At 63.6% G+C, this 14718-nt stretch carries 13 protein-coding genes and 2 pseudogenes; 1 reads left to right on the top strand and 14 read right to left on the bottom strand.

Features of this window, described 5'->3' with window-relative positions:
• Positions 1 to 15 precede the first annotated feature (15 nt).
• From ACFQDL_RS21405 to ACFQDL_RS21380, 6 genes are all read right to left on the bottom strand, one after another.
• The gene (locus ACFQDL_RS21405) at positions 16 to 909 is read right to left on the bottom strand and encodes a GGDEF domain-containing protein (protein ID WP_379910783.1); all 894 of its coding nucleotides are present in this window, start codon (positions 907 to 909) and stop codon (positions 16 to 18) included.
• A gap of 185 nt (positions 910 to 1094) precedes the next feature.
• Positions 1095 to 1922: a type III PLP-dependent enzyme gene (locus ACFQDL_RS21400; RefSeq protein WP_379910782.1), complete on the bottom strand. Its 828-nt coding sequence runs from the start codon at positions 1920 to 1922 to the stop codon at positions 1095 to 1097.
• Positions 1919 to 2260, bottom strand: a complete 342-nt coding sequence (locus ACFQDL_RS21395; RefSeq protein ID WP_379910781.1) for a type III PLP-dependent enzyme domain-containing protein — start codon at positions 2258 to 2260, stop codon at positions 1919 to 1921. Before ACFQDL_RS21395 ends, ACFQDL_RS21400 begins: the two co-directional genes overlap by 4 nt.
• 191 nt (positions 2261 to 2451) lie before the next feature.
• Complete coding sequence (locus ACFQDL_RS21390) at positions 2452 to 3054, bottom strand: CBS domain-containing protein (protein WP_379910780.1); 603 nt, start codon at positions 3052 to 3054, stop codon at positions 2452 to 2454.
• A gap of 88 nt (positions 3055 to 3142) precedes the next feature.
• The gene (locus tag ACFQDL_RS21385) at positions 3143 to 4027 is read right to left on the bottom strand and encodes a PhzF family phenazine biosynthesis protein (protein WP_379910779.1); all 885 of its coding nucleotides are present in this window, start codon (positions 4025 to 4027) and stop codon (positions 3143 to 3145) included.
• A 50-nt stretch (positions 4028 to 4077) separates the two neighbouring features.
• On the bottom strand, positions 4078 to 4248 hold the full coding sequence (locus ACFQDL_RS21380) for a DUF1127 domain-containing protein (protein WP_379910778.1): 171 nt from the start codon (positions 4246 to 4248) through the stop codon (positions 4078 to 4080).
• A 167-nt stretch (positions 4249 to 4415) separates the two neighbouring features.
• On the opposite strand from ACFQDL_RS21380, the pseudogene ACFQDL_RS21375 reads away from it, so the two are divergent.
• Positions 4416 to 5845 (top strand): annotated as a pseudogene (locus ACFQDL_RS21375) (aminotransferase-like domain-containing protein).
• Positions 5846 to 6013: 168 nt separating this feature from the next.
• On the opposite strand, the gene ACFQDL_RS21370 reads toward ACFQDL_RS21375, so the two are convergent.
• From ACFQDL_RS21370 to ACFQDL_RS21335, 8 genes and pseudogenes are all read right to left on the bottom strand, one after another.
• Positions 6014 to 6475 carry a response regulator gene (locus tag ACFQDL_RS21370; RefSeq protein ID WP_379910777.1) on the bottom strand — a complete coding sequence of 154 codons (462 nt, stop codon included), beginning with the start codon at positions 6473 to 6475 and terminating at the stop codon, positions 6014 to 6016.
• Positions 6415 to 7059 carry a sensor histidine kinase gene (locus tag ACFQDL_RS21365; protein WP_379913237.1) on the bottom strand — a complete coding sequence of 215 codons (645 nt, stop codon included), beginning with the start codon at positions 7057 to 7059 and terminating at the stop codon, positions 6415 to 6417. Before ACFQDL_RS21365 ends, ACFQDL_RS21370 begins: the two co-directional genes overlap by 61 nt.
• Positions 7056 to 7751: a PAS domain S-box protein gene (locus tag ACFQDL_RS21360; RefSeq protein ID WP_379910776.1), complete on the bottom strand. Its 696-nt coding sequence runs from the start codon at positions 7749 to 7751 to the stop codon at positions 7056 to 7058. The genes ACFQDL_RS21365 and ACFQDL_RS21360 overlap by 4 nt, the downstream gene beginning before the upstream one ends.
• A complete protein-coding gene (ercA, locus tag ACFQDL_RS21355; RefSeq protein WP_379910775.1) occupies positions 7735 to 8898 on the bottom strand; it encodes an alcohol dehydrogenase-like regulatory protein ErcA in 1164 nt (387 codons plus the stop codon). The genes ACFQDL_RS21360 and ercA overlap by 17 nt, the downstream gene beginning before the upstream one ends.
• A gap of 54 nt (positions 8899 to 8952) precedes the next feature.
• On the bottom strand, positions 8953 to 9363 hold the full coding sequence (locus ACFQDL_RS33020; protein WP_465263976.1) for a hypothetical protein: 411 nt from the start codon (positions 9361 to 9363) through the stop codon (positions 8953 to 8955).
• 381 nt (positions 9364 to 9744) lie between these two features.
• Positions 9745 to 11570, bottom strand: a pseudogene (locus ACFQDL_RS21345) (adenosylcobalamin-dependent ribonucleoside-diphosphate reductase).
• A gap of 140 nt (positions 11571 to 11710) precedes the next feature.
• The gene (gene htpG / locus ACFQDL_RS21340; protein ID WP_379910773.1) at positions 11711 to 13624 is read right to left on the bottom strand and encodes a molecular chaperone HtpG; all 1914 of its coding nucleotides are present in this window, start codon (positions 13622 to 13624) and stop codon (positions 11711 to 11713) included.
• A 244-nt stretch (positions 13625 to 13868) separates the two neighbouring features.
• Positions 13869 to 14582, bottom strand: coding sequence for a DUF599 domain-containing protein (locus ACFQDL_RS21335; protein WP_379910772.1), 714 nt, complete (start codon positions 14580 to 14582; stop codon positions 13869 to 13871).
• Positions 14583 to 14718: the final 136 nt, after the last annotated feature.

Below are 14718 nucleotides of genomic sequence, written 5' to 3'. Positions count from 1 at the left end.
TGATCGAACAGAGCCTCAGCTGTCCCCTTCGCTGCGATCGCCGCCGCTCTGGCGGGCGACATAGAGGTTGTCGCTGACCCGGGCCATCAGGGATTCGACGGTGTCTTCCGGCCCGGTCATCGCGCTGACGCCGATACTGAGGGTGAAACCCAGCTCGCCGTCCGGCGTATCGAGGTGTAGCCCCAGGGCCAGCTTGCGTACCCGCGCCGCCGCCAGCAGCCCTTGACTCAGGTTGGTTTCGGGCATGAACATGACGAAGCTGTCGTTTTCATAGCGGGCGAAGAAATCCGAACCGCGCTTTTTCGCCAGCATCTCGTCGACCAGGGCCCGCAGCAGGCGGTCGCCGGTGTCGAGACCGTAGCGCTCGTTGATACGGCCGAAACCGTCGATATCGAGCATCATCACACTGCAGGGCCAGTCGTAACGCTGGGCCTGGGCCAGGGACTGGCTCAGCACCGGCATGAAGGCGCGGCGGTTGTACGCCCCGGTTAGCGGATCACGCTGGGTCTGGGATGCACCGCCGCGTGTCTGATGCTGCGCCTCGCTCAGATCCTTGAGCACGAGCAGCCAGCCATCGCCGGCGCAAACCACCCGCATCTGATAGCGGCGCACCTCCCGCAGTCCCAGTGCGCGCCAGGCGGGCAATCGCTCGGGGCGCAGCTCCAGCTCCAGCGTCTGCGGGCGGGCTTCGGTCTGGGCCCGATCCTGGGCGGTATTGATCAGTTGGCAGAGATCGGCCGGAAACAGCGCGCTGAGCGCCTGCCCCGCCAGCCGCTCCGGCTGCAGCCAGGCGGCCGCACCCGGTGAACAGTGGTGGACCCTTTGTTGCGGACTGACAAAGAGCACCGTCTGGTCGATGACCGCGACCAGCGCATCAAGCTCCTCTGCTCCTGCAAGCAGCTCAGGCATCAAAATCTCCTTATTTTTCAAACTGGCGTTTTATGACGCTTTGATTGTGCGGTTATAGCACAGTCTTGCTGGAGAATAGAACTGCGCCGTCGATACCGCCAGCAGCCCGGCCGCGGCCATCTTCATCCGGCTTCGGCCAGGCTGCCGGAGTGCCGGGCCGCCGGGCCGCCGGAGCGCCGGACCGTTCAGATCACATAGTACTCGAGTGGCGGAAAACCGTTGAACTCGATCGAGCTGTAACTGGTGGTGTAGGCGCCGGTGGAGAACCAGTACAGGCGATCCCCACTCTCGAGGGAGAGCGGCAGGCTGTAGCGGTAGTTCTCGTACATGATGTCGACGCTGTCGCAGGTGGGACCGGCCAGTATCACCTCTTCGCAGCCGCGCTCGTCGGCTTCGCGCTCGGTGCCGAGCGGATACTTGATCGCCTCGTCCAGCGTCTCGATCAGGCCGTTGAACTTGCCGACATCGCTGTAGACCCAGCGCTCCAGCGCCGACGACGACTTGCGCGAGATCAGCACCACTTCGGACACCAGCACCCCGGCATCGCCGACCAGGGAACGTCCCGGCTCGAGTATGATTTCCGGCGCCTCGTCGCCGAAGTCCTCGCGCAGAAAACGGGTGATCTCCTCGACATAGGTGGCGAACTCGTTGGTCTTCTGCAGATAGCTGGCTGGAAAACCGCCGCCCATGTTGACCATGCGCATGCCGATGCCGTATTCATGCAGCAGACGGTCGAAAATCACCTTAACCTTGGCAATGGCGCCATCCCAGACGTCGATATCGCGCTGCTGAGAACCGACATGGAACGAAATGCCGTACGGCTCGAGGCCCAGATCCCTGGCCAGCACCGCAAGTTCCACGGCCATTTCCGGGTTGCATCCGAACTTGCGCGACAGCGGCCAGTCGGCCCCTTCCGAGCCTTCGGTCAGTACGCGGATATAGACCCGGGCACCCGGTGCCTGCGCCGCGATATTGCGCAGGTCCGCCTCGGAATCGGTGGCGAAGAGCGTCACCCCCGGTCGTGGAAATAGCGGATGTCGCGGGCCTTCTTGATGGTGTTGCCGAAGCTGATGCGTTCGGGCGAGACACCGTGCTTCATCACCTTGTCGAGCTCGTAGGTCGAGGCGATATCGAACTTAGAACCGAGCTCGTTCAGCAGCGCGATCACCTCGTCGGCCGGATTGGCCTTGACCGCGTAATAGACCTGGGCATAGGTAAAACCCTGAACCAGCTGCAGATACTTCTCCCGGATATTCTCGAGGTCGATCACCAGAAAAGGCGTTTCCCGGGTATCGGCCAGCGCTTTCACCCGTTGCCACTGTTCGGGGGAAATATGTTCAGGCAGCTTCATTGCGTGCGGTACCTCTTTGCAGTCGACGGTTGGTTCAGGACTTTGCCGCTCTAAAGCACGAACCCGCAGTGATAAATCAGTGCGGGTTCGCATGTCTTAAATTTGGCGCGGAGTATAGAGCACTGTGGTCAGGGTGCAATGCTTTTTGCCCGAAGTTGAAAAATGTTCGTCCCCGCAGCGAAACTCCGCCCTCAGAGCTCACCGCCGTGGGCAACGATCTTTTCGATCTCGGCGAAGGTCTTGGCCTCGTACATCACCTCGAAGCTGACCTTGAGCAGGCGCGAGATATCGCTGGCGGAGATCACGCCACGCACCCGCTTGACGCCGGCATAACCTTCGTCGATCACCACGACATGCTGATCGCCCGAGCCCTGCATCGTCAGCATCACGTCGCCGACCGTCGCATCGGCAACCTGCTCGTAGGTCAGTGCCCGGATCGTCAGGCGGCTGACCATGATATGGCGCACCTGCACATCCGAGAGATCGATGCCGTTCTGCCGGGCATAGGCCATCGCCTTGCCACCGGCGATATCCCGTGCGGTGATCACGCCGGCGAAATGGCCATGGTCGTCCACCACGAACAGCATGCGAACATGCTGACTTTTCATCCATTCCAGCGCGGTGTCGATCTGCCAGCCGGCCGGTACCGTCACCGGCGAAATCTCGGTGAAGTCGGTCATGACCGCCAGCGCGGGACTGCGCAGTGTCGCCGGAGGCCGGACCTGGGAGGGCGCCAGCAGATGGTCGACGTCGGAGGCATCCTGCAGGCGCAGATGGCGAAATTCCTGAAACATAAGCCGCTCTCGCTGTTTTCTTGTAATTGTGCCTTTGCCCAAGAATAGCGATTTTCGACGTCGATTTCAGCCATTGCGCCCACGACGGTCACTCGAGCAGAAAGCGCCCCTGGCTCAGCAGCCGCGCCTGGCCGCTGACATGGACCGCCTCGACACCCCCGGGGCCTACCTGCACCTCGGTGTCGATCTGGCTCGGACGCCCCATCTCGACGCCCTGCTCGATCCGCCAGCGAAACGTACCGACCCGTCCCGACTGCTGCGCCAGATAACCGGCCAACGCCGAGGCTGCGGCCCCCGTCGCGGGATCTTCGGGAATTCCGAAGCCGGGCCCGAACATCCGCGCCCTTAGCGTGTCGTCGCCGGTGACGGCGTAGATATAAATATCGGGGGCCGGATCAGCGGCCAGCAGCCGGCGCCAGAGCGCGAAGTCCAGCTGAGCAACCCGCAGCGCCTCCGGGTCACTCAGCACCAGCAACTGGAAGGGCGTGCCGCAGGACGCCACCACCGGATCGGCGCACAGCTGTTCGGGCGCGAGGCCGATCAGCGCGGCGGCGTCTTCGCGACTCAATACGCTGCTCGCGATCTGCGGCAATCGGGCGGTGCGAAAACGGGCCACCGCCTCCGGGCCCGTGCCCGAAATCGAAACCGGCACGTCTCCTACCGGCTGTATCAGCACCGGCCCGCCCTCCTCCGGCCGGCCGAGTCGACCCAGCTGCTGCAGCAGCAGCGCCGTCCCGACAGTGGGGTGACCGGCAAAGGGGATCTCGCCCCCGGGGGTAAAGATCCGCACCCGGAAGCGGTTGCGCCCCTCCGGGCCCGCCACGAAGACGGTTTCCGACAGGTTCAGTTCCCGTGCAATCTGCTGCATCAGGTGCTCCGGCAGCGGGCCGGCATCGGGGAACACCGCCAGCGGGTTACCGGCAAAGGGACGATCGGTAAACACATCCAGGGTGTAATATTCGAACGTGGACATGGAGACTCCTTGCATGTCATGGGTCCCGGGAGCCGGGCCCGCCGGAGGTTTCAGGGACGCCAGAAAGGCTTGTCGGCTTCGCGCACGGCGTCGGCGCGGCTGATGCCGATATCCTTCAGCATATGATCATCCAGCATCTGCAGCTGGCGGCGTGAGCGGCTGCGCTCGGCGGCCCGTCGCAGAATCTCGAACAGTCGACGAAAGAATTCCAGACTTAACATGACATCACCCTCCTGCGGTTGATGAGACTCAGGTTAAGCTCTGCTGCCAATCCATTACAGATTCAAAATATCTTTATTTTACCGATACAGTTTTGGAAGATCCGCCTCTGTACTGCTATCTTTAGCTCGAACTGTACTGCTTTATCTATCTGTAATGAGAAACTGTAATGAAACTCTATGAACAGGTCGCCGATGAGCTGCGCCAGCGCATCGAGCAGGGCTACTATCGCTGTGGCGACCGGCTGCCGTCCATCCGCGCCCTGAGCCGTGAACACGCCATCAGCATCGCCACGGTGCAGGAGGCCTACCGCCTGCTCGAGGAAAGCGGGCTGGCCGAAGCCCGCCCCAAGTCCGGCTACTACGTCCGGCTGCGCCCGGCCAGCCCGCAGATGCCCGCCATCAGCCGGCCGGCGCAGCGACCGCTCGAAGTCTCCCAGTGGGAACAGGTGATGGAGCTGCTCTGTGCCAACGAACTGCCCGGCGTGCTGGCCCTGGGCAGCGGCATGCCGGATATCGGCGCGCCGACACTCAAGCCCCTGCTAAGAGCCCTGTCCGACAGCAAGACCGACCATCCGCTGCGCGGCTTCGCCTACGACAGCCTGCGCGGAGCGCCTGAACTGCGCCGGCAGATCGCCCGGCTCTGCATCGACTCCGGCTGCCGCCTGCACCCGGACGATATCGTCATTACCACCGGCTGCCAGGAAGCGCTGTCCACCAGCATGCGCGCCGTGACCCGGCCAGGGGATGTGGTCGCGGTGGACTCGCCCAGCTTCTACGGCTCGATGCAGGCGATCAAGGCATTCGGACTCAAGGCGATGGAGATTCCGACGGACCCGGTCGCCGGCATCAGCCTGGAGGCGCTGGAGATGGCGCTGGAGAAGTGGCCGATCCGGGTGATCCAGGTCACGCCGACCTGCAACAACCCCTCGGTTACACCATGCCCGAGGAGAACCGGCGCCGGCTGATCAGCCTGGCGCAGCGTTTCGATGTCGCCATCATCGAGGACGATATCTACGGCGATCTGAGTTACCAGTTCCCCCGACCCCGCACCCTCAAGTCGTTCGACGGCGACGGCCGGGTCATGCTCTGCAGCTCCTTCTCCAAGACACTGGCACCGGGCCTGCGGGTGGGCTGGGTTGCGCCGGGGCGTCATGGCGAACAGGTGCTGCACATGAAATACGTCGGCACCGCGGCCTGCGCCAGCCTGCCTCAGCTGGCCGTCGCCGACTTTATCGCCCAGGGGCATTACGACCGTCACCTGAGGCGCATGCGTGCCCAGTACCAGCAGGGACGCGACCAGATGATCGCCTGGGTCGAGCGCTACTTCCCGGCCGGCACCCGTATCAGCTACCCCCAGGGCGGCTTCCTGCTCTGGGTGGAACTACCCGGAGACGCCGACAGCGTCCGGCTCAACGAGCGCCTGCTGAGCCAGGGCGTCCGCATCGGCCCCGGCGTGCTGTTCTCCGCCTCGGGCAAATACCGCAACTGCATGCGCCTGAACTACTCCGCCAGGGCGGACGAGCAGATCGAAACGGCCGTGCGCCATATCGGCGAGGAGGTCACGCGGATGCTGCTCGATATCGACCGGATCGCCTGACGGGGCCGGACCACCGCAAGACTCTGTCGGCCAGCGGTGGAATTCGCGCCTTCGGCACTCATTCCACCCTACATGCTGATGGCCGGAACGTAGGGTGGAATGAGCGAAGCGAATTCCACCGGTGAATCGCATTCCGGTGAATCGCATTCCGGTGAATCGCATTCCACCCTAGGTGCTGGCCATCAGATGCGTCAGCAGCGCCCGCAACTTGCCGGGGCGCAGAGGCTTGGAGAGCACCGGCAATCCGCGCTCGCGGAACTGCCGCAATGTTTCGGCCGAGCGGTCCGCGGTGATCATCGCGGCGGGCAGTTCATGGCAGTACCTGCGATGCAGCGCCTCGATGACCTCGAGGCCGGAGCGCCCCCAGTCGAGATGATAGTCCGCCAGGACCAGGTCGGGAGGCTCGGGCTGCTGACGGCAAAGCGCGAGGGCACTCTCCAGGTCCCGGGCCATCAGCGGCTGGCAGCCCCACTGTTCGAGCAGCGCCTTCATGCTGACCAGCACCGCCTCGTCGTTGTCGACCACCAGCACCCTGACTCCGGCCAGGCTGTCGGCCGGCGCCCTGAACGTCAGATCCGGCGAGTCCGGTTCCGGCGAGCCGGCCGCCAACGGCACCTCGATCGCGAACATGGAGCCCCTTCCCGGCGCCGAGCGCACCTCGACGGGGTGCTCCAGCACCCGGGCGATCCGGTCGACGATCGCCAGCCCCAGGCCGACGCCACGGCGCTCCCCGGATGATGGTCGGGCAACTGGTGAAACTCGCGGAAGATCTCCTCCAGCTTGTCCGGTTCGATGCCGTCTCCGCTGTCCCACACCTGGATGCTGAGCCGGTCGCCACGGCGCCGCACACCCAGCAGCACCCCGCCCTCGCGGGTATAACGCAGGGCATTGCTCAGCAGGTTGCGCAATATGCGTGTCAGCAGACGGCTGTCACTGCGGATCGAAAGCCGGCTTGGGCGCAGCCGCAGCCGCAGCCCTTCGTTTTCGGCGACCGATTGCAGCTCCGATGCCAGCGGCTCGAGCAAGGTCAGCAGCGGAAAGTCGCTGATATCCGGTCGCACCGCATTCTGGTCCAGCTTGGAGATGTCGAGCAGGTCGGTGAGCAGTTCTTCGGCCCCTTCCAGCGCCAGGTGAACCCGCTCGACCAGGTAGCCGTCCCGATCGGCGAGCTGGCGCTCGCGCAGGGTCGACACGAGCAGTCGCGCGGCATTCATCGGCTGCAGCAGGTCGTGGCTGGCAGCCGCCAGATACTTGTCCTTGCTGCGATTGGCCCCTTCGGCCGCCTCCTTGGCCTCGCGCAGCTGCTCGGCCAGCAGTTGCCGCTCCTGCACCTCCTGGCGCAACTGCCGGTTGACCTCGAGCAGTTCCTCGGTCCGACGGGCGACCCGCTGCTCGAGCTCGGCATTGAGCTGCTGCAAGCGTTCCTGGCCCGCTTGCGCTCGGTGTAATCGGCGACAAACGCCTCTATGACCTCGCGCCCGCCCTCCCGCTTGAGCAGAATGGTCATCGCGACGTCGACGGTGCTGCCGTTACGGCAACGCAGACGGGTTTCGTACCCGGTCAGGCGGCGGCCGCTGAGCAGCTGCTCGCGGATGACCGCCAGCTCGCCGGGCTCGATGAACAGCTGGTTCTCGAGGGAAACGACGCCCGCCACCAGGTCGGCCGAATCCCGGTATCCCAGCAACTGGGCGATGGCGGGATTCGCGGCCAGGATGCCCCCGGAAAGCTCGGCCCGGAAAATGCCGTGCAGGGCATTTTCGAACAGCCATTTGTAGCGGTTGCGTTCCTGCTCGAGCTCGGCGATCTTGCGTTCGAGCTCCGGGTAATAGTTCTTGCGCGCCGACTGCTGCCCCAGGCCGATCAGTTCCTCGAACGTCGCCGCCGACTGTTCAGAGGGCTTCTTCATACAGGACCTCGACATCGCGCCGGGACGATTTGCGCGGATTGGTGAGTATGCAGGGGTCCTTGATCGCCTTGGCCGACAGCGACGGGATATCGGTACGGTGGACACCGAAAACCCCCAGCGACTCGCCCAGTCCCACTTCCTGCTTCAGCCCGACAACGCGCTGCATCAGACGTTTGCGGATCTCGGCACTGTTCATGCCGCGCACGTCGACGCCGAGGGTTTCGGCGATGACCTTGAACTTGTCGGTGGTCTCGCGGTAATTGAAGTCGATCACATGTTCGAGCAGCATGGCGTTGCAGAGCCCGTGGGGCAGATCCAGATAACCGCCGAGGCTGTGGGACATCGCATGAACGGCGCCGAGAATCGCATTCGAGAACGCGAGTCCCGCCTTCATGCTGCCGAGCATCACCTGCTCGCGCAGTTGCAGATCGTCGGGGTGGCGGATCAGGTCGGCGAGGTTGCCGTTGATCAGCCGGATCGCATCGAGGGCATGCATGTCGGTCATGGGCCCGGAGCCTGTGGAGACGAAGGCTTCGACGGCATGGACCAGGGCATCGACACCGGTGCAGGCGGTGAGGAAGTTGTCCATGGTGGTGGTGGTTTCGGGGTCGATCAGCGAGACGTCCGGCACCACCGACTTGCTGACGATCGAAATCTTCACCCGCTCGCTCTCGTCGTTGATGATCGCGAACTGGGACACGTCGGCCGAGGTGCCGGCGGTCGTGGGAATCAGTATCAGCGGCGGGATCGGCACGCTGAGGGTATCTACGCCCTCGAACTCGAGGATGTGGCGGCCGTGACTGCTGACGATACCGATGCCCTTGGCGCAGTCCATCGGACTGCCACCGCCGACCGCGACGATCAGGTTGCAGCCTTCGGCCTCGTAGAGTTCTGCGCCTTTCATCACCTCCGCGGAACGCGGATTCGGCGAGACCTCGGTAAAGACCACGTAATCGATCAGCGCCTCGCGCAGACTCTGCTCGACATCGGCCACCCAGCCGGCACGCTGCACCCCGGGATCGGACACCAGCAGCACCTTGCGGGCGCCGAAGGTTCTGGCGTAGTTGGCGACGGCCTTGCGCGCCCCGCTGCCGAACAGAATTTCGGGGGCGACAAACTTGCGCAGGTTGGATAATTCGCGACTCATGGCCCTGTCCTTATTATTGTGCGGGGCCACCTGGGGCGGCGGCCCTTACCCGCATTATACCCGTGCCAAACCGGGAGGACAGCGCAGTAAAAACAGGGACAGACCAAAGTCTGACAGGGAAGGGTCAGTGACTTTCCTGCTGCTGCTGGCAGGGCAGGCACAGCGTCGATTCCGGGCGCACCCGCAAACGCGCGAACGGGATCTCGGCGTCGCACTTGCTGCAATAGCCGAAATCCTCGTCGCCTTCCGCAATCCGGCGCAGCGCGACATGCACTGGCGCAGACGGCGCTCGCTCAGGGCCAGGTTCGCCTTGGCCATGCTGCGCTGCTGCAATGCGTCGCTGCGCTCGCTGGTGTCGAACTGTTCGCGATCGCCGCTGGCCGCCTCGAGCACTTCTCGCAGACCCGCGATCTCTTCATTCAGCTCCTGCTGAAGCTTGTGCAGGGCCTGTTCGACCTGCTGCAACTGTTCGTCCTGTAGATTCTGTTCCATACACTCACTCTCACTGTCATCGACCGATCGGTACGGCCGAATACAAAACAAAAAGGCGGGCCCGTGGGCCCGCCTGTTCAATTCCGGTCGTGGCTTAACGGTCGGGAGGCACAGGCGCCCGCTTCGAGATGGCGCCCTCCTGCCGCGCCTGCACAGACGCCGCACGGAGGCGGGGTGCAAGTCCTGCAACGGACAGGCGGGGCTGGCTCAGGGATCGCTGAATACCGGACATCGTTGTCGAAACCACTTGGAAATCTCACTGGCTGATAGCGCGAGTGTCACTTATTTCGAGCCTAAATACCAGATACCCGGCACAAAGTTTTTGCCGTGTCGAGCGGCGGGGCGGGACGGCTGCTAGTCGGCTTCGCGCTCCGGCGAGCAACAGTGGCCGGACATGTCCGCCCCCTGCACAGCCGCCAGTATGCTCCCGGTAACCGGATTGGGCCTGAAGGTGGTGCAGCCCTTGAGCCCCAGCGCATGGGCGCTGCGATAGAGCCCCTCGAACGCTTCGAACGAACACTCCTCCGGCACGTTGATGGTCTTGGAGATGGCGCTGTCGACCCAGGGCTGAAGGGCTGCCTGCATCTGCAGATGGGCATCGGGCGACAGATCGCCGGTTTCGACGAAGGTGCCGGGCAGACGCGCCTCTGTCGAGCGTTCCTGCCAGCACCGCAGGGCGTAATCGGTCAGCTCGAAGACACGATAGCCGCCGTCGGCCTGCAGTATCCGCCGGCGCTGAGAAAACGAATACACCGGCTCCAGCCCGCTGGAGACGTTGTTCGCCAGCAGACTGATGGTACCGGCCGGCGCGATGGCACAGAGGTGACTGTTGCGAATGCCGTCGCGGGCGATACCGTCGCGAATATCGGCCGGCAGCCGGCTGACAAAGGGCGAGGCAAGGTAGGCGTCGGTCTCCAGCAGCGCAAAGCGGCCCCGCTGCGCCGCCAGCGCGATGGACGAACGGTAGGCGGCATGACAGATGGTTTCCATCGCCAGCGCCGCGACATCGCGCGCCTGGTCCGTATCGTAGCGGATGCCCAGCAGGATCAGCGTGTCGGCGAGCCCGGTCAGCCCCAGCCCGATACGGCGACTGGCCCTTGCCTGCCTGCGCTGGGCCGCCAGCGGAAAGCGCGAGACCGTGATGACATTGTCGAGCATACGCGTGGCCAACCGGGCCGCCTCGGCAAGGCCCTCGAAATCGAGGTTGGCGCCGGGCCCGAAGGCATGCCTGACGAAACGGGTCAGATTGAGCGAGCCCAGGTTGCAGGCGCCATAGGGCGGCAACGGGATTTCGCCGCAGGGGTTGGTGGCACTGATCCGTTCGCAGTAGCCGAGATTGTTGTCGCTATTGATGCGGTCGATATAGAGCACGCCGGGCTCGGCGCAGTCGTAGGCCGCCCGCATGATGCGCCGCCAGAGTTCTTCCGCCGGCACCCGGCGCCAGACACGGCAGAGTACCGGTCCGGTGCGGCCGGGCCAGTCGCGCTCGACGAGTTCGGCACCGACCGGCGCCTCCCCCGGCTCGACCGGAAACAGCAGCGGCCAGTCCTCCCCCGCTCGAGCGCTGCCATAAAGGCATCGCTGACCAGTACAGAGAGGTTGAAGTGGCGCAGCTCACGCCGGTCCCGCTTGGCCTCGACGAAGTCGATGATATCGGGATGGTCGCAGCGCAGCGTCGCCATCATCGCGCCCCGCCGTGCGCCGGTCGACAGCAGGGTCGCGCACATGCTGTCCCAGACCCGCATGAACGACAGCGGACCCGAGGCGATGGTGCCGGCCCCCTTCGCGGTCATCCCGGCCGGGCGCAGGGTCGAGAAGTCGTAGCCGACGCCGCCGCCCTGATGCATCGTCAGGGCGCCCTCGCGCAGGGCGCTGAAAATGCCGTCGATCGAGTCCTCCAGGCGGCCCATCACGAAGCAGTTGAACAGCGTGACCCTGCGCCCGGTACCTGCTCCGGCCAGGATCCGGCCGCCCGGCAGAAAGCGAAAGTCCGCCAGCAACGAGCGAAACCGGTTCGCCCAGTCGGAACGGGCCAGGGTCTCGGCGCGCGCCAGCGCCCGCGCCACCCGCTGCCAGCTTTTCAGGATATCGGTTTCCGCGCGGCCATTGCGATCGGTGTAGCAATACTTGCTGCGCCAGATTTCGCGGGAGACGGGATTGGTGAAGGGATCGACGGGCATGCCATACCTCGATGCGCAGGATCGCATCTGCAGTATAGCGATGTAGAAAGCTGCAAGCGTTCAGCACGGGATGCGCTGAACGCTTGCAGCTTGAAAGTGACGCGTTACGCGTTACGCGTTACGCGTCACGGGCTTCGCCCTTACTGACTCAGTTCGAGCAGCAGCTTGTTGAGGCGGGAGACATAGGCGGCCGGGTCGTCGAGCTGACCACCGGCGGCCAGATCCGCCTGGTCGAAGATCACCAGCGCCAGCTCGCCGAAGCGGTCCTCGTCGACCTCCTGATCGAGCTTGCTGATCAGCGGGTGCGCCGGGTTGAGCTCGAAGGTCGGCTTGGTTTCGGGCACCGGCTGACCGGCAGCCTCCATGATCCGGCGCATCTGCGCCCCCATGTCGTAATCGCCAAGCACCAGGCAGGCCGGGGAGTCGGTCAGACGATGCGTAATGCGCACGTCCGCCACCTTGTCGCCGAGAGTGGTCTTGAGGCGCTCGACCAGCCCTTCCAGCTCCTTGGCGGACTCCTCCTGGGCCTTCTTCTCTTCCTCGTTCTCGACCTCGCCGAGGTCCAGCTCGCCCTTGGTGACATCCTGGAACGACTTGCCCTCGTAGTCGAACAGGTGGCTCATCATCCACTCGTCGACGCGATCGGTCAGCAGCAGCACCTCGATGCCCTTCTTGCGGAAGATCTCCAGGTGCGGGCTGTTCTTGGCGGTATTGAAGGAGTCGGCCACGACGTAGTAGATCTTCTCCTGGCCTTCCTGCATGCGGCTGATATAGTCGTCGAGGCCCACGGTCTGCTCGGCGCTGCCGCTCTGGGTCGAGGCAAAGCGCAGCAGCTTGAGCACCTTCTCGCGGTTGCCGTGATCCTCCGCCGGCCCTTCCTTGAGTACCTGACCGAACTCCTTCCAGAACGCCTGGTACTTCTCGGCATCGTTCTTGGCCAGCTTCGCCAGCATGTCCAGGGCGCGCTTGGTCAGCGCCGCGCGCAGCTTGTCGACCTGCGGGTCCTTCTGCAGAATCTCGCGGGACACGTTCAGCGACAGGTTGCTGGAATCGACCACCCCCTTGATGAAACGCAGGTACAGCGGCAGGAACTCGTCGGCCTGGTCCATGATGAAGACGCGCTGGATATAGAGCTTGAGACCGCGCGGCGCTTCACGGTTCCAGAGATCGAACGGCGCCTTTTCCGGCACGTAGAGCAGCGAGCTGTACTCGAGATTGCCTTCGACCTTGCTGTGGGACCAGCTCAGCGGATCGCCGAAATCATGGGAGATGTGCTTGTAGAACTCGCGATATTCCTCATCGCTGATCTCGTTCTTGGCGCGGGTCCAGAGTGCAGTCGCGCTGTTGACGGTCTCGTCCTTGGGCTCGGCCTTGGCCTTTTCCTCGCCCTCTTCGCCCTCTTCGGCGTCCTTCTGCATGATCACCGGCAGTGCGATATGGTCGGAGTACTTGCGTACCAGCGCGCGCAGACGCCAACCGTTGGCGAACTCTTCCTCGCCCTCTTTCAGGTGCAGCACGATGCGGGTGCCGCGCTCCGGTTTCTCCAGGGTCGCGATGCTGAACTCGCCCTCGCCGGCGGAGGACCAGTGCACGCCCTCGGCCACCGGCGCACCGGCGCGACGGGTGAAGACGTCGACCCGGTCGGCGACGATGAAGGCGGAATAGAAACCGACCCCGAACTGGCCGATCAACTGGCTGTCCTTCTTCTGGTCGCCGGTGAGCTGGGACAGGAAGCTGGAGGTGCCGGACTTGGCGATGGTGCCCAGATGCTCGATCACATCCTGGCGGCTCATGCCGATGCCGTTATCCTCGATGGTGACGGTCTTGGCGTCTTCGTCGAAGCTGACACGGATCTTCAGATCACCATTGTTCTCGTAAAGGTCGGCATTGGAAAGCGCCTCGAAACGCAGCTTCTCCGCTGCATCGGACGCGTTGGAAATCAGTTCCCGCAGGAAGATTTCCTTGTTCGAGTACAGAGAGTGAATCATCAGGTGCAGCAGTTGCTTCACTTCTGTCTGAAAACCGAGAGTCTCTTTCTGGGTTTCGATGCTCATGGATTGCTAGGCCCTTGTTCTACAACAGTTTCGGGGGTTAAAAACCTGTTATGCAGAAGATGGGGCCGGCCCGGCGTATTTCAACCCCCGCTCGGGGCTCCCGTTGTTGGGCTTCGCTACGCTCAGCAACCGTAGCCTGGAATGAGCGAAGCGAATTCCGGGTAGCCAGTACAGGTCACAAACGTCGGAATGCGCCCCTTCGGGGCTTATTCCAACCTACATCAGTGCCCGGCTTGCAGCTCCCCTACCTGTCGACCTCGGTGCTCAGCATCAGGGACTTCAGCGTCGACGACGAAAACTCCCGGCGATAGAGCACATAGACGACGACGGCCGACGCCAGCATGAAAAGCCAGGGGTTGATGAACCAGCCCAGTACCGCCAGACAGAAGTAGTAGGTGCGCAGCCCCAGGTTGAAGTTGTTCGCCGCCAGCGATGTCATCTTGGCAATGCGGGCGGCATGGGCTTCCAGGCGCTGCTCGGTAAACTCCTCGCTCGGCAGCGGTGCGCCGCCGACCATCACCGAGGCGAAGCCGTACTGACGCAGGCTCCAGGTGAACTTGAAAAAGGCATAGACGAAGAGCACCAGCAGCACCAGCAACTTGAACTCCCATTCACCGGCCCCGGTCGGATAGGCGAAGGGAATCTCCGAGACGATGCTGATCGCCTTGTCCCTGGCGCTGAGCAGCGTCATCAGACCGGCCAGGATCAGCATGGTGGTCGACGCGAAGAAGGCGACGGTCCGTTCCAGGTTGGCGATGGCGGTGGTGTCGGGCACGCGGTTCTCGCGCATCAGCATATGCCGCATCCATTCGTGGCGGTACAGATGCATCACGCTGGCAAGGCAGGCCGTGGTCTGGCTCTTGAGGCGGGCATAACGCATATAGCCGCGAAAGCAGATCAGAAACCACAGCATCGCCAGCAGATTGGGCCAGTGGGCCACGACAAATCCCTGCAGCATCGATTGCGTCCCTCTAAACCGGAAAGGCCGCTATTGTAGCGAAGAGTCGTAGGATGGGTTAGCCGCCACGGGCATTGACAGTCCGTTTTCCAATTACGTCTTCCGGCGGCGTAACCCATCACAGGCGCCGAAGGCG

The organism is Marinobacterium aestuariivivens (assembly GCF_042661465.1).
GTDB classification, from domain to species: domain Bacteria; phylum Pseudomonadota; class Gammaproteobacteria; order Pseudomonadales; family Balneatricaceae; genus Marinobacterium_A; species Marinobacterium_A aestuariivivens.
This window is presented reverse-complemented; position numbering and strand designations above follow the sequence as displayed.

Excerpts from the sequence above, each read along its gene's own strand:
- ACFQDL_RS21405 (WP_379910783.1), bottom strand. The coding sequence starts at position 909 with ATGCCTGAGCTGCTTGCAGGAGCAGAGGAGCTTGATGCGCTGGTCGCG.
- ACFQDL_RS21395 (WP_379910781.1), bottom strand. The coding sequence starts at position 2,260 with ATGAAGCTGCCTGAACATATTTCCCCCGAACAGTGGCAACGGGTGAAA.
- ACFQDL_RS21390 (WP_379910780.1), bottom strand. The coding sequence starts at position 3,054 with ATGTTTCAGGAATTTCGCCATCTGCGCCTGCAGGATGCCTCCGACGTC.
- ACFQDL_RS21385 (WP_379910779.1), bottom strand. The coding sequence starts at position 4,027 with ATGTCCACGTTCGAATATTACACCCTGGATGTGTTTACCGATCGTCCC.
- ACFQDL_RS21380 (WP_379910778.1), bottom strand. The coding sequence starts at position 4,248 with ATGTTAAGTCTGGAATTCTTTCGTCGACTGTTCGAGATTCTGCGACGG.
- ACFQDL_RS21370 (WP_379910777.1), bottom strand. The coding sequence starts at position 6,475 with ATGTTCGCGATCGAGGTGCCGTTGGCGGCCGGCTCGCCGGAACCGGAC.
- ACFQDL_RS21365 (WP_379913237.1), bottom strand. The coding sequence starts at position 7,059 with ATGAATGCCGCGCGACTGCTCGTGTCGACCCTGCGCGAGCGCCAGCTC.
- ACFQDL_RS21360 (WP_379910776.1), bottom strand. The coding sequence starts at position 7,751 with ATGAAGAAGCCCTCTGAACAGTCGGCGGCGACGTTCGAGGAACTGATC.
- ercA (WP_379910775.1), bottom strand. The coding sequence starts at position 8,898 with ATGAGTCGCGAATTATCCAACCTGCGCAAGTTTGTCGCCCCCGAAATT.
- htpG (WP_379910773.1), bottom strand. The coding sequence starts at position 13,624 with ATGAGCATCGAAACCCAGAAAGAGACTCTCGGTTTTCAGACAGAAGTG.
- ACFQDL_RS21335 (WP_379910772.1), bottom strand. The coding sequence starts at position 14,582 with ATGCTGCAGGGATTTGTCGTGGCCCACTGGCCCAATCTGCTGGCGATG.